A 22,385-nucleotide genomic window follows, 5' to 3' on the forward strand; every position below is an offset into this window, starting at 1 on the left:
GATTACTTACTAGACCTTAACTTCCAAAATTCGCTAGGAGTTCTGGCCTTATCAAATATAATCTGCATCTCTTTGACAATTTCGGGATTTTCGGCGGCAATGTTTTTCTCCTCCTTACGGTCGGTCGTTAGGTTGTACAGCTCGATTTCCCCCTTAGGGTCGTGGCGAACCGCCTTATAATCTCCTTTTCTGATGGCCTGGTCCGTGGTCGGGTTTTCATGGAACTCCCAGTACAAATATTCATGCTGAGGTTGCTCTTGGCCCAGCAAAGTGGGTAGGAAAGAGATTCCGTTGGTTTCTGCCGGATCCACCGTTTGCCCCGTAATATCGGCCACGGTAGGTAAGAAGTCCCAGAAGGCCGAAATAAGATCAGATTTGCCGCCCTGCTTCACTTTAGCAGGCCATTTTACGATCATCGGTACGTGGATCCCCCCTTCATACAAATCACGCTTCATCCCTTTATAACCTCCCGAACTGTTGAAATAGGCAGGGTTAGCGCCTCCCTCTTTATGTGGGCCGTTGTCGGAGCTAAAAATAATAATGGTATTTTTATCCATTCCTTTAGCCTTTAGCTCGGCTACTACTTTCCCTACGCAAGCGTCCAGATGCGACACCTGAGCGGCATAGGCGGCGGCAGGATTGTCGGTGGAGCGGTAGGCCCATTCGTTGCCATCGACCTTGCTCGCCTTGTTTTTGAAGGGCTTATCTTTTACAATCTTTTTATACTCCTCGTACTGCGCCGACTCCGGTATGGTCATTTCGGCATGAGGGGTGGTGTATGCCAAATAGAGGAAAAATGGCGTTTCTCGCTCTTTAGAGATAAATTGTAATGCCTCTTTGGTAAATAGATCGTTAGAAAATGCTCCCTGCTGTAAATTCTGATTCTCAGGAATTTGTATTTTTTCGCCATTCCTAAATAGGTAAGCAGGAAACTGGTTATGGGCATGCCCCTGGTTGAGGTACCCATAGCTGTAATCAAACCCTTGTTTTTTGGGTTCGCCAGTGGTTCCATCCATTCCCATGCCCCATTTGCCTACCACGGCAGTTTCATACTGCGCTTGCTTGAGTATCTCTCCGACGGTGACGTCCTCATCACGAAGTTCTAGACAAGCCCCAAAACCCAACGGACCCGTTTCATAATTGCCGCGTACATAGCCGTTGCCGGTGTGCTTGCCGGTCATCAGAGAGGCCCTCGAAGGTGCACAAACCGAACTCCCGGAGTAATGGTTGGTAAACAACATTCCATCCGCCGCAAGTTGATCGATATTCGGCGTTTTGATGGTCTGCTGTCCGTAGCAACCTAAGTCGCCATAACCCAGGTCATCGGCGAGTATATATACAATATTTGGTTTGCCCTCATTAGGCTGGCCCTCACTGCTGCTGTCATCAGTAGATTGCTGGCTCTTGCTGCTGCATCCAAGGAGTAAGGAAAGGAATAATGCGTATGGTAATCTCATCTTTACAGTTTTATTATTTTGTTCAAGTACGTGATTATAAACCTTTCCAAAAAGTGCAGGTGTCTCTATATATATGAATTGAACCGAATGTGTACCCTATTTGAAACAAAAGCAGGCCCCCATGAGGGTTTGTTTTGGGGGAAGGTTATAGGGGTTAGGGGTTAGGGGGGAAGATTAATTGTTAAAGGTCAAAGGCGGCCGCCGCGCGGTTAAAGGCGGCCGCCGCCCGGTTAAAGTTTAAATGTTAAATGTTAAAGGTCAAAGGTTAAAGGCGGTCCGCCGCCCGGTTAAAGGTTAAATGTTAAAGGTTAAAGGCAGCGCAATTAAATACGGTCCGCCTCGAGGTTAAAAGCAGCGCAAGCCTATTGCATATGGCCTATTGCTTACAGCCTCTTCAATTTGTTAAAGGCGGTCCGCCGCGCGGTTAAAGGCGGCCGCAGCGCGGTTAAAAGCAGCGAATGCCTATAGCTATGTCAGCCAGAGCCCGTCGAAGGCCTACAGATTACAGCCTTTTAGGGATTAGGGGGGAAAGTGACGGTGGGGTGGGGAAAGAATAAAGTTTAAAGGCGGCCGCAGCGCGGTTAAATGCCACGCAAGCATATTGCTTATTGCATATTGCTTACAGCCTTTTAGCTTACAGCCGCTTAATAACTCCAATTGGAACCCTTTAAAAATTAACTTAAATTACAGATAACAAACAGATTATCTCAAAAAAAATACAACTTAAAACACCCCGTCAAATACCCCATGCATATATAGGCGTTTAACCATTCATACTGCTATTATGGACTTCTCGATCAATGAACTTTTCAATAAGAATGAACCTTTGGCTTGGGTCCTTGGGGTACTAGGGGTAATGGTTATTTTGTTGTTATCCTCTAAGATCATAAAGCCTATCGGTGAAGATCTGGGGGTCAAGCTACTGATCACGCTGATCGTATCGGTGGTGGTGGTATATATAGCGAGTCTATATTTTAAAAATACCTCTTCCCCCACACAAGATCCGCCCTCCCCTCCTACAAAAAGCACCCTCACGCTTATATTTCATGAATTGGGGAATAGAGAAATGCGCCCTTTTGACGATCAAGGGCGGGTATTGCTGAGCGACAGCGCCGATCATCTCGTAGCCAAAAGCATAGGCAAATACGGAATAGTACGGTTCGACCCGGTCGAAAACTGGCTATTGCATAGAAAAACGCCGATTCTGGTGCGCCTTAAGAATATTGACACCACGGCTTATACCTACGTATTGGAAGATCCGTTGCTAGACGGCATTGCTCCTAACGACACCATAGAAATCCCCGTCAGGAAAATCCCCAAAACAACCTCCAATCCGTTGGCCGGAACTTCTAATAATATCAGGCTGCTTTACTATAACAACAAAAAACAGTCGGCGGTACCCGTTAATTTCCAGAAAGACAAAACGATTCAAGAATTAAAAGAAGTGCTGATTACGAAATATATACCCCAGGGTGAATTGAAGTACATGGATCGGGTAGGACTGGCCTATAGATCGATGAGCAATATCCTAGATAATGAGCAACAAACCCTTGCAGAGGTCGGCATGAACGATGGGGAAAAGGTTTTCTTAAGTATCATATCCATGGTGGTATACAGCAAGAAATCCGACGATTTCCAACTGGACATATCGAATGGAAATTTTAAAAACCCAGTAGTCAAAATTGACAATAAAACCCTTCCCTTTACGAGAGACAAGGGAAAATTAAGCGTACAGATACCAATGACCGATACCGCTTATACTGTGACCGTTCGGGATGGATCTAAATATTACTCTCAAAGGGTTAGAACCAAGGACAGTTCCAAAATAGATATTTCGGCCAGTAAGATGAGCCAGATCAATATGAGCAGCTGGCCTATTAAGCGTTCGGGTGCTGCAAATCCAGAATCCAAAGAGCAAAAAAAATAGTGCGTAAAGTTTGGGCCAACCCGCAGCCATAACCTGTTTCACCATCTTTAAAACCAGAAATCTACCTCTGGAGGTAGTCCTATACCAAAAACCCCGAAAAGCTATTTTAAACTTTTCGGGGTTAAGGACGATCGAAATCATCATGAGGAGCTATTATTTGATCGTTAATGTCACAATTTGATTCACTTCGTTGTGAGGAATATCTTTGGTATAAATAAATACCCCTTCGTTTTGCTGTTTAAAGTCGACCTTACTTCCGTTTTCATACGATACTGCCCGCACTATCTTAGGACGGAAGTTTGGTATAAAAATATAATCGGCCGAGGTGGGCTTTAAGATATGAACATATAAGGTATTGTCTTTCCGGGTGACCACCCCCCAATCCTGAGGGTCCATCCCTGCCCCTCTGCTTCCATAAATGGTCTCGCCATATTTGGCCAACCATTCTCCGGTTTTTTTAAGGGTATCGATAAACTCAGGCTGAATTTCCCCATTGGGCATGGGTCCAACGTTCAACAGTAAATTTGCATTCCTACCGGCTGCATTCACCAAATAATGAATGACCTGCTTGGGCGATTTGTAAGCCCTGTCGAGGATATTAAAGCCCCAGGTTTTATTCATCGTTTCACAGGACTCTAAAGGCAGCTGACTCACGGTCGATTCATCATTAAAGCCCCCTTTATTCTCTCCGGGTAAGTCCCTTTCAAACATTTGGAAATCTTCACCAGCTATGGGAGTCAGGTGATGGTTATTGCCAACCAAGGTACCTGGACTTAATTCATGGATAAGGGAATAAATTTCATCATAATGCCAGTTGGCCGTTTTCCGTTGCCAATGGCCATCAAACCATATAGCCCCTATCTCTCCGTAGTTGGTTAACAACTCGGTCAACTGGGCCTTCATAAATTCGATATACTGATCCCAATTGGTGTCTACTGGAGCGCCATTCACTATTTTCTTGGTAAATCCATAATCTTCCCGGGCCCAGTCTAACAGGGAGTAGTAAAAGTTTAGCTTAATTCCTTCCTTTTGACACTCCTCAGCCAACTCTTTTAGGGGGTCCTTCCCATAAGGGGTAGCGTCCACAATATTGTAGGGAGAGGCACTGGTCTTAAACATGCTAAAGCTATCGTGATGGCGGGTCGTAACAGTGATATATTTCATTCCTGCTGCCTTAGCCACCTGTACCCATTCCTTGGCACTATAGGCCTGAGGGTTAAAAAAGCTGGCCAATCGCTTATAGCTATCGTATGGAATTTTTTGATTCAACATCACCCATTCACCATCTCCTAATATGCTATAGATTCCCCAGTGAATAAACAGTCCAAATTTCATATCCTGGAATTCCTTACGCTGGGCCAAGTTCTCTGCTGATGGAGTATACTTGGGCATGGGATAGGGATACTGTTGCGCAAAGGTACATAGTGAAAGGAAACTCAATATACCTACTAAAACTACTTTTTTCATACCTAACTCGATATTGTATTTTTTTGATGTTACGAAACTTATTGATGATTGCTTTTTTTGACCCGGTCCAGATTCACCCCTTTAAAATATTTTTCCAGGACATAAGGAGGCTGGAGGTTATCGGGGTTTTGCTTGAGTTTTTTATAATCGTATTCCAGAGGCAATATTTTTGCTGGATGTAGCTCAGCCGTATCTTCATACTCTTGATGTGCCTGCGTCAATAGCTCCATCAACTCCTTTTTCTTATCGGCAAATTCCGGTATGGCGGCCAAATTGTTGATCTCTAAAGGGTCGGATTTTAGATTAAAAAGCTGGATAAAGTTACGCTCTGGGTAGTAAATCAGTTTCCAGCTCTGATTACGGATAGCCCTGGCGGTACCACGGTAAACGGTATAAAGCGTTTTTCTGACCTCCAATTCCTCTTCATTCATAATAGGCATGAGGGATTTTCCATCTATCCCTTCGGTAGCCGGCAACTGACACAGATCGCTCAGGGTAGGAAATAGATCATACAAATAAACCAGGGCTTCACTGATCTTATCGTTAGGGATATGGGGTCCGCTGATAATTAACGGCACTTTGGTACTATGCTCGTACATATCTTGCTTCCCCAACAAACCATGACTTCCCATGGCCAGGCCATTATCGGCGGCATATACGATAATGGTATTGTCGAAGAGACCGTTTTTCTTGAGCGTATGGATGATATCACCGATACGATGATCCATATGCGAAATTAGTGCGTAGTAATCGGCCAGGGACTCCTGAATAATTTCTGGTGTTCGAGGCCATGGCGCCAGGGTTTCATCTCTGATGTTGAGGTCGTCGAATTCGAAGGGATGCAGGGCTTTGAAATTTCCGGGCAGAGGCATAGACTCTGGAGTGTACATGGTCTTATAGTCGTCACGTGGCGACCTCGGGTCGTGTGGGGCGGTAAAGGCCACATAACAGAAGAATGGGTTCTGCTTATCAGAAGAGGCATAGTCGTTTAGGTACTCTATGGCCGATTCGGCGAATATGTCGGTAGAAAAGCCTTTTATAGTAGGCTTCCCCAATTTCCCATCGGCCCCCAAGTCCCGGCAAGGCACTTCATAATGACTACTCATACCGGCCAACATGATGTTTTTACCCTTCATAAACGAGGCTTCGAATGTTGCCCCACCATTATGCCATTTGCCCGTCCCAAAAGTTTCGTAACCATTTTTGGAAAAGTGCATGGGCATGGTATAAACGCCATTAAGTTTATCATAGACATGAAACAGGCTTTTACCACTCATTAACATGGCCCGGCTGGGGGCACAGATCGCCGCTTGGGTACCACCCATCACATAGGCATTTTCGAACCTAACCCCCGTCTTCGCTAATCGGTCGATATGAGGGGTCTGTATGTAGCCATTGCCTGCGATGCCTAGTGCATCGGCGCGTTGGTCATCGGCAAATATGAACAGCACATTGGGTTTGTTGGTGCTTTGGGTAGGCTGCGCTTCTGCCTGTAGGAGGAACCCGACCCAATAAAGACTACTTAAAACGAAAGTCTTGGAAATTTTCAAAACGGCACTTTTTAACATTTTTTCTAACCTATAAAATTTATTTATTCATGACCAACGGCTCCGGACCCATTTCCATTTCCAGCACCCCTCCATCCGTAATTTCCTGATGACTAATCCAATACCTGTCCAAGGGTTTACCATTTAATTGGAGGCTTTGGATATAGATGTTTTCTGGGGAATTATGACGGGCTATGATGGAGAACTTTTTCCCGCTATAATATTGAGCATCCAAATTGATATCAATTCTGTTGAATACCGGACTTGTAATCTGGTATTTATTATCGCCAGGACAAATAGGATGAATCCCTATGGCCGCCAAAACATACCAGGCCGACATTTGTCCCACATCTTCGTTGCCACAAAGCCCATAAGGGTCTATGCCATAGGCTGCACTACAAATTTTTCTGGTCCATTTTTGAGTTAGATGAGGTACCCCCGCCGTATTAAATAAAAAGGGGACATGATGCACGGGTTCATTGGCGTGGTTATAGTAATTGTTCCATAGAAAATGATCGGGGGTTTGGTCGAAGAATGAGGTGAGCTCCGCTTTAAAAGCCGCCTCTCCACCCATCAATTGCTTCAATCCGTCCACATCATGAGGCACAAACCAGCCCTGCTGAAATGGATTACTCTCTATACAACCCTGCCCATGTACTGTTTTTCCTTTCCACTCCGTCCACTTTCCTGAGCTATCCCTGGCATGGAACCAATTGACCTCCTTATCCCAAATGGAGGCATAAGACTTACTCTTTTCGAAATAGGTCTGAGCTAGGCTGGTTTTATTTAAAGACTGGGCAAAGGTGCCCAAGCACCAATCGGTATAGGCATATTCCAGGGTTTTGGACACCTGATTGGCCGTAAAACCCTCGGCATTATTCGCAAAAGTATCCACGGTATTTTTACTGTACTCAAAGGCCTTAGCGATATCATAATTACGGATACCCTTCTGATAGGCATCCACAATCACCGACACTGCCGGGTTGCCCAGCATGCAGTTGGAGTACGAATTAAGCATTTCCCAGCGTGGCAGGTAATTTTTACCACTCAGCTCGGCCATCTGAATCAAAGAATTGACTTCATCATTGACCAAGGCAGGGTTAATAATACTTTGCAGGGGAAACTGCGAGCGAAAAACATCCCAACCACTAAAAATGCTTCTATAGGTAAAGCCATCGGTCTTATGGACCTTGTTATCGGCTCCTATGTAGTTTCCATTGCTATCGGAAAAGGCTCTAGGGTCGATCATGGTATGGTATAGTGCGGTATAAAAAATTGTTTTTTCATCCTCGGTACCACCAGTCACCTGGGTATTCTCTAGCGCTTTAGCCCATAAGCCTCGGGCCTCCTGGTATACCTGATCGAAATCCCAACCCTTGATGTCATGTTCCAGGTTTTCTTTGGCGCCTTGCAAATTCACGAAAGAGATCCCACTTTTCACCATGACCTCTTCTCCTTCGGTGGTAGCGAAATTGGAGTAGAAGCCCAAATGCTTGCCTTGAAACTCTCTTTTATTCTTGTATATCTTGGCGTTGGCAACGGCTAGCTGATAGGCTTCTGTGCCTATCTGCCTCATTTTTCTGGGACCATCAGGGATCTCCGCACTCCAAATACCATAGTCTTTTAAAGGCTTGCTAAACTGGCAATAGAAATAGATGGTGTAGTTGGCGTTTCCGGCCCCGGCCCCCCAGCCCCCTCCTTCGGGGGTACATTTCATCCAGCCCGATATCGTATGGTCATCCACTATCTTGATGTACTGCTCCGTAGAAGTCCCCCCTACCCGGCGCGATAAATCGATCTGGATTCTGGATTCTTTATTTTGGGGATAGGTAAACCGGATGATCCCCGCTCTTGGCGCAGCAGTGAGCTCGGCCTTCACCTTATAGTCGTCGAGTGTTACGCTATAATAGCCTGCCTTGGCCGTTTCCGTGTCATGGGAAAAACGAGAGCGATAGCCCCCCTCCGGATGGTCCGGAACGCCACGGTTGGTTTTGAGAGGCCCTGTAGTGGGAGTTACCAGGAAATTACCCAGGTCGCCAAACCAGCCTACCCCGCTCATATGCGTAAAGCTAAACCCCTCCAAGGTAGGATGCTCATAGGAATAGCCCGAGCCATTGTCACCACCCGTAAAGGTGTCGGGACTTAGCTGTACCAAACCAAAGGGTGTGGCCGCCCCAGGGAAAGTTTTGCCAAACCCATGGGCATCTTTAGACTGCTTCCCGTACGTTACCGCACCAATCATAGGGTTAATATGGTCTACGGGCTCCTTATCTTGAAAGCCATAGCCCATCTGGCCGACCAGTACCACCAAGAAGGCGGCTATACTGAAACCCTTTATTTTGTTTGGAGTCATGCTATAGGTATTATCTATTGGTCAATGTTTCTCGGTCGTGTTTTCAGTTAGCCCCTTCTTGTAAACGTCTATAGGAACATCGTTACTCCTTCTGCTACCGGGGGTACTTCGACCGTCATCGATAATTTTCATCAACTTTTTAGTGAGTTTCGCCACTACAGCGGGGTTTTCTTGATAGACGTTATGTTGCTCCCCTTCATCGGCTAGGATATTGTAGAGCTGTATTTCGGGCAGGTCTTTCTTTTGGGCCGCCGCATCGGTAGGGTTAGACCATCCACCCGAGCCCGGGCATAACTCCAATTTCCATTTGCCGTCCCGGATCGAGAACATACCGTTGATAGAATGGCTGACGATCGGGGCTGTAGATTTCACCTTTTTACCAATCAATAAAGGCCACATGCTATAAGAGTCTTCGCCGGCATCGTCGGGGATTTTCAGCCCGGTTATTTCTGCACAGGTCGCCATCAGGTTGGTAGCGCAGATGGTTTGGGTGTTCACCGTCCCAGCCTTTATCGTACCTGTCCAGCGCACGATAAAGGGAACTCGATGCCCCCCTTCCCAAATGTCGGATTTGTAGCCGCGGAATTGTGCACTGGGATAATGTCCGTACTCATTTACCAGCTTCTTCCCGTTGGCCGCCGGATAAGAGCAGCCGTTATCGCTGGTAAAAATCACCAAAGTGTTTTCATCCAATCCATTTTTTGCGAGTGCGTCCATCACCTGCCCTAACACATCGTCGGTTTGCATCACATAGTCGCCATAGCTACCTACCCCACTTTTCCCTTGCCACTTGGCCGACGGCACGATGGGGGAATGGGGGGAGTTTAAGGCTAGGTATAAGAAAAAGGGTTCGGTACTTTGGGCTCGTTCGGTGATGTACGTACAGGCCCTCTTGCTTAATAGATCCAACATCTCTACCGGTGCGACTTCGGCGACCACCTTGTCATTTTCTATCAGCGTCGACATAGACGCCGCATGGTGAAAGCCATAGTAATAATCGAAGCCCCGGGTGATAGGACCATCGGGTACCCGGGTGCCCATAGGCACACCCGACGAAAAGTTTTTGTTTTTAACCGATAGGCTATCCCCATTTTCATCCACGAAGTGAAACCCCAAATGCCATTTCCCTATAGCCGCCGAATGGTAGTTGGCTCGGGCTAACAGACTAGGAACCGTTAACCGGTCTTGGTCGATTAAGGGGCTAAACTCCTTCCCCCCGAGCAATACGCCCGCTTGCAGTTCGGAGCGCCAGGCATATCGGCCTGTCAACACCCCATAGCGTGTGGGCGTACATACCGACGAGCCCGAATGAGCGTCGGTAAAAGTCATAGACTGTTGAGCCAGCTGATCTATATGGGGGGTGGGAATTTTACCCCTCTCTTTATTTAGAAACTGCACATCACCATAGCCCAGGTCGTCACATAATATATAGACGACATTCGGGGATTTCTGAGCATAGGCCGTTGCCAGGGATATAGACCAGCAAAAGAGAATAAGTTTCGATAAACGCATATTTCTATTTCAGTTTTAATTCTGTGATTTTAGGACTTAGTAGCTTTCCGTCCCTATCAAATAGCCCGGCTTTTAGGGTTATGCCCGGTTGATGTACCGCTACCCCCTCGTATTTGATGGCGTTCATGGTTGGGTTGGACCCATCGATCGTGTAGTAAATCTGATACCCTTCGGTCTCTGTAAGCAAATACACCATAGCCTGTTTATTCAATTTATCCAGAGCGTAGGAACCATAGATGCTGTACATACTCGTAGAGAAGTTGACCTCATCCCGTCTCATCCTATCAAAATGGGATTCAATGGCCGCTTGAAACCTCGGCCAACTTTTGACCTCCGGATTACTCCAGGCTACTTCTGCATTGGCCAGGGCTCTGGGATAAAGCATATATTCGGTATGCTGAGGCGTAGGAGTAAACTCCCCCCACAAACAAGCTTCTGTCCCTATCACCAGCTTGGCTTCCGCTGCTGTCAGTTCCTGAGGGATAGGCTCGTAGCCATATACTCCCGATAAGGCCACAATGCCTTTGGGACCCTCTGGCTCGAGCTCATTGGGGCCTTGTACCTGGCTGATATAGGATTGCTGATAAGACGCCATGATAGTGGGGTATCCATCCTTTGGTGCGTCTATCTCGGGGCTGTGCCTACCGCGTCGCCAGGCCATAATGGTGGCCCCTTTGGCGCCTTTTCCACTCAATATCTCATCCCAACCTATCATCACCTTCCCGTTTTTGACGATCATAGCATTCATTTTTTGTATAAAATGACTTTGTAGCTCTTCTACATCCTTCAGCTGATGGTCCCGAATCGTTTTTTGACAATGGGGGCATTTTAGCCAGTTCCTCTTGTCACACTCATCGCCCCCGATATGAAAATACGGAGTCGGGAATAAAGCCGCCACCTCCGCTATTACATTTTCCATAAACGCATAGGTGGATTCTTTCCCAGCACATAGGGCATTATCTGGTGCCTTGCCGCCCACTGCTACTTCAAAATTGGCACTATCCAAGCAAAAAAGCTCAGGATAAGCGGCTATTAAGGCTTTGCTATGAGCAGGGACATCGATCTCTGGAATCACCTCCACATTCCTCACTCTGGCATATTCTATTACTTCTTTAACGTCGTCTTGGGTATAAAAGCCCCCTACGGTTTTGGGCTCTTCGGCCGTAGCCGCTTTGCGTTCCCACCAGGCGATCCCCGTTCTATCGGCCCGCCAGGCGCCTTTTTGGGTAAGCTTAGGATATTTCTTGATCTCTATTCGCCAACCCTGATCGTCGGTCAAATGCCAATGAAATTTATTGATTTTATAAGCCGACAGCTGGTCGATCTGTTTTAGAACGAATTCCTTCGTTCTAAAATGCCTCGAAACATCGAGCATCATCCCTCTCCATCCAAAGCGTGGCTGATCGGTGATGGTCACACTTGGAATATTCACTACGGCCACCTTCCCAACGGGCATAAGCTGCCTGATGGTTTGGAAGGCATTGAACATGCCCGCATAATCCCTCGCTTTAACATGGATTCTATCCTGAGATACCGACAGTTCATAGGCTTCAGGGGCCATGGCGGGGTCTTTTGTTTTTTCAAAAAAGATCCCCTTCCCTGCCACGGAGCCTTGTCCGGAAACTACTTGAATCTTGATCCCCACATCGGCCAACACCTTCGTTGGTAGATAGGCGCTAAGGTCCTTAGCATATTCTTTAGGTACAATAACCTTTGTTTTCTCAGTCAACTCAAAGTAACCCGTCCCCATTTTCACCTGTTGGGGCTGGGGAATAAGGTCCAAAGATTTGCCTGGAAGATAAGCGAATAGACCGACCAAAAGAGGCAACATCAGGATCTTAAACTTCCTCTTCATTCTGTCGGCAGATTTGGTTAATGGGTACATGGGGTCTTCGATGTGATTCTTTGAAAATATTATTAATTATCTCGGCCCTTAAAAGGGTAAACGGAGGCTATTAGAGCCGTTTAAAAAATACCAGTGCTTCGATTTTACCTAAGCAGCGCTTCGATTGTGCTTCGATAGCGCTTCAATTGTGCTTCGACAGGCTCAGCATGACAATGCTTTAGCAGCGCTCAAGCAGTGCTTCGAAATTTACCGATGTCAGCCTGATCACGCAGAGCGTGACAGGGCTCGTCGAAGGCCCTTTTTTTCGTGATTCGATAGCGCTTTGGCTGAACAGCTAATTATAATTTATTCAGCTCTCCGTTAAGCATATATTTCTTACCCTTTTCAGTATCAAAAGTAATGCTATGGTTTTTATAGGTTAGGGTACACGTTTTACCAGCCGTCGAAAGTACTTCTATCTGGCTCAGCACCCCGTCCTGCCATTTAAAGGACAGTTCAAAGCCCCCTCTGGCGCGTAAGCCGCTAATCTGTCCCTGGGGGAGTGCATCTGGCAAGGCGGGCAACACGCTAATAGAACCTAAGTGGCTCTGCATCAGCATCTCTATCACGCCCGATGTCCCTCCAAAATTACCGTCAATTTGAAATGGCGGATGCGCATCAAAAAGATTAGGATAGGTTCCGCCACGAGCGGGTTTACCAGGAACCTCTGCCGGGCTTAGCAATTTATGCACCAGGGTATAGGCCCTATTACCGTCTAGAAACCGGGCCCAATAATTGATTTTCCATGCCAAACTCCAGCCTGTCCCGTTGTCGCCACGGTACATCAGAGATTGTTTGGCTGCATCAAAAAACTTGGGGGTCTCTACCGGGTTGAGTTCGTTGCCTGGATATACGGCCCATAGGTGCGATACATGGCGGTGATGCTCGTTGGGGTCGTCTTGATCTTCCTTCCATTCCTGCAGCTGGCCATGTTTTCCAATTTGGTAAGGTAGTATTTGAGGAATCATTTCCTTTAGTTTCTGAGCAAACTCCACATCGGTTTTTAGGGTTTCCGAAGCTTCGATAACGATCCGGAATAAGGCTCTGATAATTTCATGGTCCATAGTAGGGCCAGCCACGAGCCCGCCTATTTCGGGAGAGGTGGAGGGCGTACTGATCAAATAGCCCGTTTTAGGATCTTTGATAAGGAAATCGGTAAAGAAAAGGGCAGCATCCCGCATTAAAGGATATTTCTCCTTTAGGAAAGCTTGATCTTGCGTATACAAATAACGCTCCCAGATGTGGGTGCTTAGCCAAGCCGCGCCAGTCACCCAAATACCATGGTTGGAATGGTTGACGGGGGCTGCTCCTCGCCAAATATCGGTATTATGGTGTAATACCCATCCTTTGGCGCCATAATGCTCCTGAGCTACTACCCTCCCGGTTTCAGCACACTCTTCAATCAATTTGAACAGGGGGTCATGGCATTCGGAGAGATTGGTACTTTCTACGGCCCAATAATTCATTTCGGTGTTGATATTGGTAGTATAGCTGCTAAACCAGGGCGGGGTCAGCTTATCGTTCCATATACCCTGTAAGGTACCAGGGTTGGTTCCCGACCTGCTGGAGGCTATGGTCAAATAGCGGCTAAACTGCATATACAGGGCAATCAACTGGGGATCATTAGGTGCTTCGGCAAAGGCAACCAAGCGCTGGTCGGTAGGTAGTCCAGACCTTTCGTTTTCCCCAAAACTAATTTGAAAACGATTATAAAGTGCCTGGTAGTCTGCTTGGTGAGCGGCTTTTAGTCGAGCAAAATCCTTATTCTTAATTTTGTTAATTTGTCCTTTTGCTAATGCCTCAGCGTTACCACTTACATCCTTGAAATTTTTATAATTGGTAGCTGCACAAAGATAGATGGACGCTTGGGAGGCATCGCTAATTAGCAACTTGCCCCCAACAGTTTTTATTTTACCATTGGTGTTTACCGTCAATATAGCCACACCGTTCAACACCCCATCCTTCACCTTAACGGTCAAGGTTTGGGTGTTTTTCGAACTACTAACCGATTTTTCCTCGTGAAGGGCGTCTAGCCATAGTTCAAAATTCAATGCTTTGGCTTGGCTCGCCGTTAGGTTAATCGCTATGGCTTGGTCGGGGTGACTGGCCAAAACCTCTCTATCATATTTCACCTCCCCAACTCTATAGCTGGTCGTACAGAGGGCCTTTTCGAGATCCAACACCCTGCTATAGTCACGGAAACTTTCATGACCTTTGAAATCGATATACAAATCGCCAAAAGGTTGATAAGCCATTTGACTTAAAGGAACGCTCATAAACTTTTCACCCGCCAGGTTTTGAGCCGCTACCTGCTTCCCATCGGCCAGTAATTGCCTAATTTCGGCTAAATAATCCTTGGCTCCTGAATGGGCGTAATCATGTGGAGCACCCCTCCATAGGGTTTCGTGATTAAACTGAATATGCTCTTGAGAAACCCCAGCAAACACCATCGCCCCCATACTACCGTTTCCAACGGGCAAGGCCTCTGTCCATTTTTTGGCGGGTTCCGTATAAACTAGCTGCTGCTTTTGCTGGGCCTGACTCGAAAGTGTAAGGCCTAGCAAAAGCCCCATTAAACTAAATACTTTTTTCATCATGCTATATTCGTTTCTATTAATCGTTCCAATGCTTGGCTATAATGGCCAGTATTTCTTCGTTTCCTTGATCGGTATCCCCCAATAACTGACGCTGACTAATTATTTCCTTTTTCATATTAGCGATAATATCCTGATACTTTGGCTCCTTATAGCCATTCCGAACCTCTAGCGGATCTTCCTGCAAATCGTGGAAATCCCAATACAGCGTTGGTTCTTCTCCCGGTTTATAATTATTCTCTTTTAAGCCATTACCATAATAGAAAGCCAGCTTATACCTGCTTCCGCGAATACCAAAATGGCCTGGACGGTCTTTGGAACTTTCCCAGTAGCGGTAGTATCCGTATTTACGCCAGTTTTTTGGCGTTTTTCCCTTGAGGTTCTCCCGGAAGCTCACCCCTTGCATAGAGGAAGGATATTTTATCCCTGCGTAGTCGGCAAAGAGGGCCGAGAAGTCCACGTTCTCAATCAGATCGGAATTACGGGTATTAGCGGGTATTTCCTTGGGGTAGCGTATGACGAATGGCATATGAACCGATTCTTCGTAAATGAGCCTTTTGTCAAACCAGCCATGCTCTCCTAAAAAATAGCCTTGATCGGAGGTATAAATCACGATGGTATTCTCGGCCAATCCATTCTTGTCTAGATAATCCAGCAGCCTCCCGATATTATCGTCTATCGCTGCGGCACAGCGCATATAGTCCTTTATGAACTTTTGATAGGTCTTCATACGGGCCGCCTCGCGGGTAAGGCCCGCTACCGTAAAGGGCAGCTCGGGGTACATCATATGATGCACCCAATGCGAGGGATCCTCACTGGCATACAACATACGGCGCTGAAGTTCGTCGATAGACTGCCCCGTAAATGGCCTATTGGTCGTGGCGGCGCTGCTGTCCCAAAATGTGGGTGGAACGGGAATATCAATATCCTTATACAAATCTTTGAATCGCTCGGGATAATCGAACGGTTCGTGGGTAGCCTTGAAATGGCACATCATCATAAAGGGCTTGGACTGATCCCGATTTTCAATCCAGTCGATCGTCATATCGGTAACAATATCGGTACTAAAGCCTTTATGTACCTTACCCCCTCCTTCATTGGGCAACCAGTCGCCCTTGGAGATCATCAAAGGATCGAAATATACGCCCTGTCCAGGAAAGACACTGTAATAATCAAAGCCAGAAGGCTCTTTTTTCAAATGCCATTTCCCTATCAGCGAGGTCTGATACCCGCCTTTCTGTAACTGTTTTTGAATATTATCGACCTCTGGGCTCAATGCTCCCCCCAAGGTCTTAACCCCGTTGACATGACTGTACTGCCCCGTCACGATAGAAGCTCGACTAGGTACACATATAGAGTTGGATACCAGGCAATTTTCTAATACACAACCCTCGTTGGCCAATCGGGTAATATTGTCCACCTTTACATAGTCCTTCAAAAAGCCCCCATATATCCCCCAGGATTGAGCGGTATGGTCATCGGCCATGATAAATAATATATTGGGCTTTTTCGGTTTTTCAGGAGCTTTAAAAGCACATAATACACACAAGGCCAAAGCGAGAATAGGAAATTGGATTTTTTTAAGCATTATTCTATTATAAAAATTAAGTTTTAAACTATAGCAGAACGACTTCGTATGCCAGCATGTTTTAGGTGATTCATCTTTTTCCTGAGAAGATTATCTAGTCTGTTGCAGATGGATATAGGCCGAAACATAAGATGGTCATAGTTTATCAAGGATCATACAGTCTACTATACTTCTAATTATTTTATTTCTTGGCAGAAAGTTGAATAAATTTCTGATCAATATCATCATAAACCTCCTTTATAGGTCTATTATGTTCGTATTTCACTAAGTTATCTACATTTTCTTTAACTAATGCAGGGCCCATATTACCCTTTGGTCTTTCTCGAAAATCGGTGTTAAAGGGAAGTACGTCTATCTATTGAAATAAAAGGACGGTACATCCGCCCTTTTTAGTGCCGTAATCAGAAAGGAAAGTTTGCTTTCAAATCCCTTCAACTGGTCAAAAGTTGGTATCCCAATAAATTATAAAAATGGTTTTAAAGGGTTTAGGAGCACTAAAATATGAGACGGTTGGCATACACTGGTTAAGATGGTGAATCTGTCGTTATCGAAAAAGAAGCCATCAATCGGTCTTCAGGCCGATTGATGGATGAATTGGACAGCCGGTTGACATACCAAACGCTTCATATCATATCCGTTTTACCATAAAGAAGTCCCATCCAATACCCAAGACTCCTCAATGGTACCTTGAGCAATTAGAGTTTTCGATAGGGATATGCTATCTTGTTTCACTCCTTTACCAACCCGGATTATTGGGTTTAAGGTTTGGATTTATCGTAATCTCGTCAGTTGGAATCGGACTCAAATAATCACGTTCCGGCTTAAAGGCATATCCAGCCGTACCCACAAAGGTTATGTAAGGATCCAGGTAATTTTCACTGTCAACCTTTAAGTTGGAGGCTGCACTTTTCAGAATCTGCTCGTAGTAAGCTCCCCGAGGTCTCTGGCCTAGGAACAAGGCATGGGCTCTCCAACGCATCATATCGTCGAACCGGAAGCCTTCGTTCATCAATTCGACCGTCCGCTCTCTTCTGATCTCATACAATACCGGCGTGAGCGAATAGCCATAATTGGGCCAGTTAGGATCCGTTACGATGGACGACATCACCAGGTCGGGCATACCCACTCCCGATCTTTTGCGCAGTTTGTTGATCGAAATATCCAAATCGGCTTGGGTTATGGTGCCCAGTTCGGCTTTTGCCTCTGCGTATATCAACAGGGCCTCCGCATATCTCATAATAATCTTCGCCGTACTCCTGGTAAAAGTCCCTGTTAAAGGATCAATATTAGGGATACGATATTTTTGGGACTCATATCCCCCTACAGCCGCATTATTGGTCGTTAGCTTCGGAACTGTAAAAGGGGTGATGGTCCCGTTCACGGCGATGGCCACGGTATCTCCTGGCACCATGATGGTGGCTGCCAGACGCGGATCCCGGTTTACTTCTATCTTCGACAGGAGTTGATCGCCCTGGTACAAGGGGCTTAGGGCATACGGCAACCCATCTTTACATAAGTAGCTGCGTACTGCAAAGCGCGAATAAGAACTGCGGTTAGGCCACGATATCTGTAGGTCATTACCATAACTATTGCCAAAGGTAAAATTGTATTCTTTCCATAGTATCACCTCCGAATTGGCACTGAGCGAAGTTTGATTGAACAACTTAGCATAGCTGTTATGGAGGCTAAGGGTATTATCATCGATCAGCTTTTTAGCCGATTCGGCAGCTTGCTGTAGATAGGTGGCACCGGTTGATCCTTCCACTCCATAGGCCGTTCCCTGGTGGTATTTCTCCCAGGTTCCCTCATAGAGAGCCACTGTGGCCTTCAGCAATAGCGCAGCTTCCTTATTTATACGTGGATTGCTGGCAGTCAATTCCGATTTTGTTTTCAAAAGAGAAATAGCCTGATCCAAATCAGAGAGCATAAAATCCACTACTTTGTTTCTAGGATCACGGCCTTTATAGAGGTAATCCACATCGGTATTTTCTATGTATTTATCAATAATGGGCAGGTCGCCATAAGATTTTAAAAGACTAAAATAATAATACGCTCTAAAGAATAGCCCCTCCCCCTTGTACTGATTAATGTCGGCCTCAGCACCTGTGGCTTTATCAACATTAGCCAAAAAGTAATTGGCCTTCCTGACGTTACTCCAATTCCAGACAGAAGTACTGGAAGTAGTAGGGATGGTCACGTTTCCCAACAAGCGAGTAGATGCCTCCGTCGATGATAAGCTTAGATCGGTGCCATTGTCGGGCATGGGCGAAAAGCCGTTTCCAACCCCGGCCCATCCTGGCAAATTCTGATAGAAAGCGTTGGCATACAACTCCAGGTCGCCTGTCGTTTTCCAGAATTCGGGTTCCGAGATTTCATCTAAGGGGTTTCTATCTAGAAAATCTTCTTTGCACCCAGCAATGGCTAGCAAGCTAAATAATAGAAATATATATTTCGACTTTTTCATGTTCTTCATATTTTATAAAAAATGAATCATTTAAAATTTTTAGAATGAAACATTTAGACCGGTAGATAGGACCTTTGCCAAAGGATAAGAATAAGCACTTCCAAAATTTCCGGGAGTAGTTTCAGGATCGTAAAACATATAGTCCGTGGAGGTCAATAAGTTTTCGCCAGACACAAACACCCTTAATCTGTTCACTTTGAACCTTTTGGTCAGTGAAGTAGGCAGGGTGTAGCCTATTTGAAGATTTTTCAGCCTGATGTACGAACCATCCTGGATGTAACGATCCACGGCGGCGTTATTAGGATAGTTACGAACATTCCGTCCTGGGTTTTCGGCATAAGGCTTGGGGAAATAGGCATCATAATTGGCGCCCAAAGGGCTCGTTTCGTCTCTCCAATAGTCCAAATGCTCGGCTAATACATTGGCGTGCAAGGGACCCTGGGCGGGGCCACGGAATCTTTGATGGTTCGACACCAGCACATCCCTTTTACCGACTCCTTGAATATACATGCTCAAATCGAAACCCTTCCAACTACCTCCAATGGTAAAGGAGTATTGGTAGCGAGGTGTGGTGTTAGCGACCACCGTTAAGTCGCCAGAGTCCCCTAGGGTATTGGTTCCCCGATCTATTTTACCGTCATTATTAATGTCGACAAATTTAGTGTCTCCAGGATTAAAGCTATTGGCTATACTGGATTGGTCGATCGCATAGCTACTCACATCGTCGGCGGATTGGAACCATCCGGCCCATCTGAAACCGTATACATCTCCCAAGTCCTGGCCGGCATAATAGTCCGACAATAGGTTGGTAGCATTGGGATAGCTGACGATACTGCGCTTATAATCGGAGAGGACGGCTTTGACATTATATTTGAATTCACCAATGGCATCTTGCCAGGCCACTTCGGTTTCCCAGCCCTGTACCCGTGAGCGGCCCACGTTGGTTCTCGGCGCGTCCGTACCCAGTACGGCGGGGAGGGTCTGTCCGGGTGCTGCCATGCCATCAATATCGCTTCGATACCAATCAAAATTGATATTCAAACGATTTTTAAAGGCTGCCAAATCGACACCAAAATCCGTCGTTTGAACGGTTTCCCAAGTTAAATTCACGCTCGTTAAAGAAGGAGGATTTACAAAAAATCGGTAACTTCCATTAAAAAGATAGGTACCCTGTGAAGGGGATAAAGTGGGCACATATAAGTAATTCTCCACGTTCTGGTTTCCTAGGGTACCATAAGAACCACGAAGTTTAAAGGTTTGTATTTTATCCTTCAAGGGCCAATATGCCTCATTGGCTAAGTCATACCCAGCCGAAAAAGAAGGAAAGCCTAAGGTCCTCTTTCCGGGCTCAAACTTAGACGAACCATCTTTTCTATAGCTAACTTCTAAGAAGTACTTTTCTTTATAGTTATAGTTTAACCTGCTAAAAACACTTCTTGTCGCCCAATGGGTAATACCATCGGTAATCACCTTATTACCGACGGCAGTAGATATAGAAGGTACACTTTCCGATAACAAATTTAATGCGGAGGCGTATAAGTTATAAGACTCATAAAGCTCGTTCTGATACCCTAATAGAATCTTAAAAAAATGTTGGTTTATGGACTTCGTATAAGTAGTAAATAAGTTCGGTGAAAAGTACTCGTTGGTATAAAGTCTTGGATTCACCTGAGTCGACGCTAAGTTGGGTGTGGTTACGACAGTACCATTCGGGAGCTTAGAGGTATAGGGCAAGGCTGTATATATTTGCCTGTCGTTATTCCTTCTATAGTTATATTGTAGGTTGATCTGCCAATCTTTCAGGGGTTCTATCATCACCCGGGGTAGGATAGATATTTGATTGTCCAGGTTTTTCTCTCGCTGGGTGCTCCATAATGGATATTGCGCCTGAATTAACGGTTCGCCATATAGAGGATCGACGGTGGGCAAGGTGGGTTTTAGCTTAGATATGATATCGAAAACCCGTCCTCGACCATTGGTCGTTCCTTGGCTATAATCCCAAGGAAACTCGTCCTGGCTCCTCAACATTTTGGTAAGAAGTTCAAAACTTAACCATTTCAATGGTTTGGCGGCAATTTTGGCATCCATATTAAACCTTTGGAACGACTCTCCGCCCACTTTCAATAAGCCGCCTTCATTATAATAACCAGTCGACAAATAATAATTCAGCTTTTCATTACCACCTGTAAAGCTGATATTATTTTTGCTCCGGCTGGCCCATTTCTTAAATAGAAAATCTTTCCATTGGGTAGAGCCTGTGGCTCCTAAGCCAAAGTTATTCTGATCCCAGGCCGTACCTGCCGAGTTGGCTACCAAGGTAGGTGCACTACCCGGATTCAACATATTTTGCTGGATGTACTCCAGTTGCTGATCGGAGTAATAAGGAACGGTGGAACCGGAGTTCTTCGTGGCATCATTCATGACATAGGCAAAGGTGAGGGCATCCACCTGTTCGGGCCACAGGGTAGGTTGGGATATCGCAAAGTTATTGGAATAGGAAATTTTCATCCCTCCATTCATGCTCTTCCCGTTCTTGGTGGTTACCAATAAGGCCCCCCCAGCGGCCCTTGCGCCATAAACGGCAGCAGCGGCAGCATCCTTCAATACCGAAACGGAAGCGATATCGTCGGGATCGATATCGGCCAGGCTCATCTCTACACCGTCTATCAGCACCAGTGGACTTGCCTCACCGATGCTCCCACCCGAGCTGGTGATAAAGCCCCTAACATTGATGCTGGGAGAGGCTCCTGGCTCTCCACCAAAGCTCGAATTGGAGATCTGCAAGTTGGGCACAGCCCCCTGCAAGGCCTGTACGGCGTTAGAAACCGGCCTATTCTCAAAAACCTCTTCTCCCACTTGGGATACGGAAGCCGTTACATGTGCTTTTTTCTGAACTCCATATCCTACCACGACCACCTCGCCAAGGCCTTGGGTATCTTCTTCTAACTTGATATTAAATACCACATTTCTTCCGATGGTTACTTCCTGGGTTTTCATACCCACAAAACTGAAAGCCAACTTGGTGACCGTCTCCGGCACACTCAACTTGAACTTACCATTCACGTCGGTTATCGTGGCTCGGGTAGAACCAACGGCCGTTACGCCCACCCCAGGTAGGGTAACCCCATCCTTATCGGTTACCGTACCCGACAGTTCTATGTCCGCATTCACCTCAATGGTTTGAGGAATCTTAATGGGCGCCGACAGCGAGGCTTTCTTAGGACTTAGTATAATTTGCTTGTCTTTCAGCTCGAACTCTACGTCCGTTTGCTTAGACACACTTTTTAATATGTTGCCAAGATCGGTATTATTAAAATTTCCATTTATTTTTTTCGGTCCTTTTAACAACTCATCTTGATACAAAAACATATACCCCGTTTTTGCCTCTATGGCATTCAAAACCTCCTTGAGACTTGCATTCTTAAATCGTACGGTCAGCTTGACTTGTGAGAAGCTATTCCCAAAGCTTATTATCGATATTAAAACGAAAACCATTACAAATTGAACCCTCTTGAATGGTATTCTTTTGCGATAACTGGGAGCCAGAAATTTGAGTAATCTTCTTAGCATAATTCTAGACAATTAGGATGA

The 22,385-nt window shown here is 45.9% G+C and carries 11 protein-coding genes; 1 reads left to right on the forward strand and 10 read right to left on the reverse strand.

Annotated elements, in window-relative coordinates; genetic code table 11:
- Window positions 1–2: 2 nt before the first annotated feature.
- On the reverse strand, window positions 3–1,457 hold the full coding sequence (locus tag CLV98_RS13005) for an arylsulfatase (protein ID WP_109674770.1): 1,455 nt from the start codon (window positions 1,455–1,457) through the stop codon (window positions 3–5).
- 784 nt (window positions 1,458–2,241) lie between these two features.
- Here CLV98_RS13005 and CLV98_RS13010 point away from each other — a divergent pair.
- Window positions 2,242–3,384 carry a hypothetical protein gene (locus CLV98_RS13010; protein WP_109674771.1) on the forward strand — a complete coding sequence of 381 codons (1,143 nt, stop codon included), beginning with the start codon at window positions 2,242–2,244 and terminating at the stop codon, window positions 3,382–3,384.
- Between the two features lie 153 nt (window positions 3,385–3,537).
- Here the strand turns inward: CLV98_RS13010 and CLV98_RS13015 are convergent, their stop codons facing one another.
- The 9 genes from CLV98_RS13015 to CLV98_RS13055 form a co-directional block, all read right to left on the reverse strand.
- A complete protein-coding gene (locus CLV98_RS13015) occupies window positions 3,538–4,851 on the reverse strand; it encodes an alpha-L-fucosidase (RefSeq protein WP_229203359.1) in 1,314 nt (437 codons plus the stop codon).
- Between the two features lie 38 nt (window positions 4,852–4,889).
- Window positions 4,890–6,401, reverse strand: a complete 1,512-nt coding sequence (locus CLV98_RS13020) for a sulfatase family protein (RefSeq protein WP_229203360.1) — start codon at window positions 6,399–6,401, stop codon at window positions 4,890–4,892.
- A 37-nt stretch (window positions 6,402–6,438) separates the two neighbouring features.
- Window positions 6,439–8,751 carry a GH92 family glycosyl hydrolase gene (locus tag CLV98_RS13025; RefSeq protein WP_109674774.1) on the reverse strand — a complete coding sequence of 771 codons (2,313 nt, stop codon included), beginning with the start codon at window positions 8,749–8,751 and terminating at the stop codon, window positions 6,439–6,441.
- Window positions 8,752–8,772: 21 nt separating this feature from the next.
- The gene (locus CLV98_RS13030; protein WP_109674775.1) at window positions 8,773–10,263 is read right to left on the reverse strand and encodes a sulfatase family protein; all 1,491 of its coding nucleotides are present in this window, start codon (window positions 10,261–10,263) and stop codon (window positions 8,773–8,775) included.
- Window positions 10,264–10,267: 4 nt separating this feature from the next.
- Complete coding sequence (locus CLV98_RS13035) at window positions 10,268–12,118, reverse strand: family 20 glycosylhydrolase (RefSeq protein ID WP_158281254.1); 1,851 nt, start codon at window positions 12,116–12,118, stop codon at window positions 10,268–10,270.
- Window positions 12,119–12,447: 329 nt separating this feature from the next.
- Window positions 12,448–14,745, reverse strand: a complete 2,298-nt coding sequence (locus CLV98_RS13040; RefSeq protein WP_229203361.1) for a glycoside hydrolase family 95 protein — start codon at window positions 14,743–14,745, stop codon at window positions 12,448–12,450.
- 16 nt (window positions 14,746–14,761) lie between these two features.
- On the reverse strand, window positions 14,762–16,330 hold the full coding sequence (locus tag CLV98_RS13045) for a sulfatase family protein (RefSeq protein WP_109674777.1): 1,569 nt from the start codon (window positions 16,328–16,330) through the stop codon (window positions 14,762–14,764).
- A gap of 736 nt (window positions 16,331–17,066) precedes the next feature.
- Window positions 17,067–18,794, reverse strand: a complete 1,728-nt coding sequence (locus CLV98_RS13050) for a RagB/SusD family nutrient uptake outer membrane protein (protein WP_158281255.1) — start codon at window positions 18,792–18,794, stop codon at window positions 17,067–17,069.
- Between the two features lie 39 nt (window positions 18,795–18,833).
- A complete protein-coding gene (locus CLV98_RS13055) occupies window positions 18,834–22,364 on the reverse strand; it encodes a SusC/RagA family TonB-linked outer membrane protein (RefSeq protein WP_109674779.1) in 3,531 nt (1,176 codons plus the stop codon).
- Between the last annotated feature and the right edge of the window lie 21 nt (window positions 22,365–22,385).

It is taken from the genome of Dyadobacter jejuensis (assembly GCF_003149085.1).
In the GTDB taxonomy this organism is placed as follows: Bacteria; Bacteroidota; Bacteroidia; order Cytophagales; family Spirosomataceae; genus Dyadobacter; species Dyadobacter jejuensis.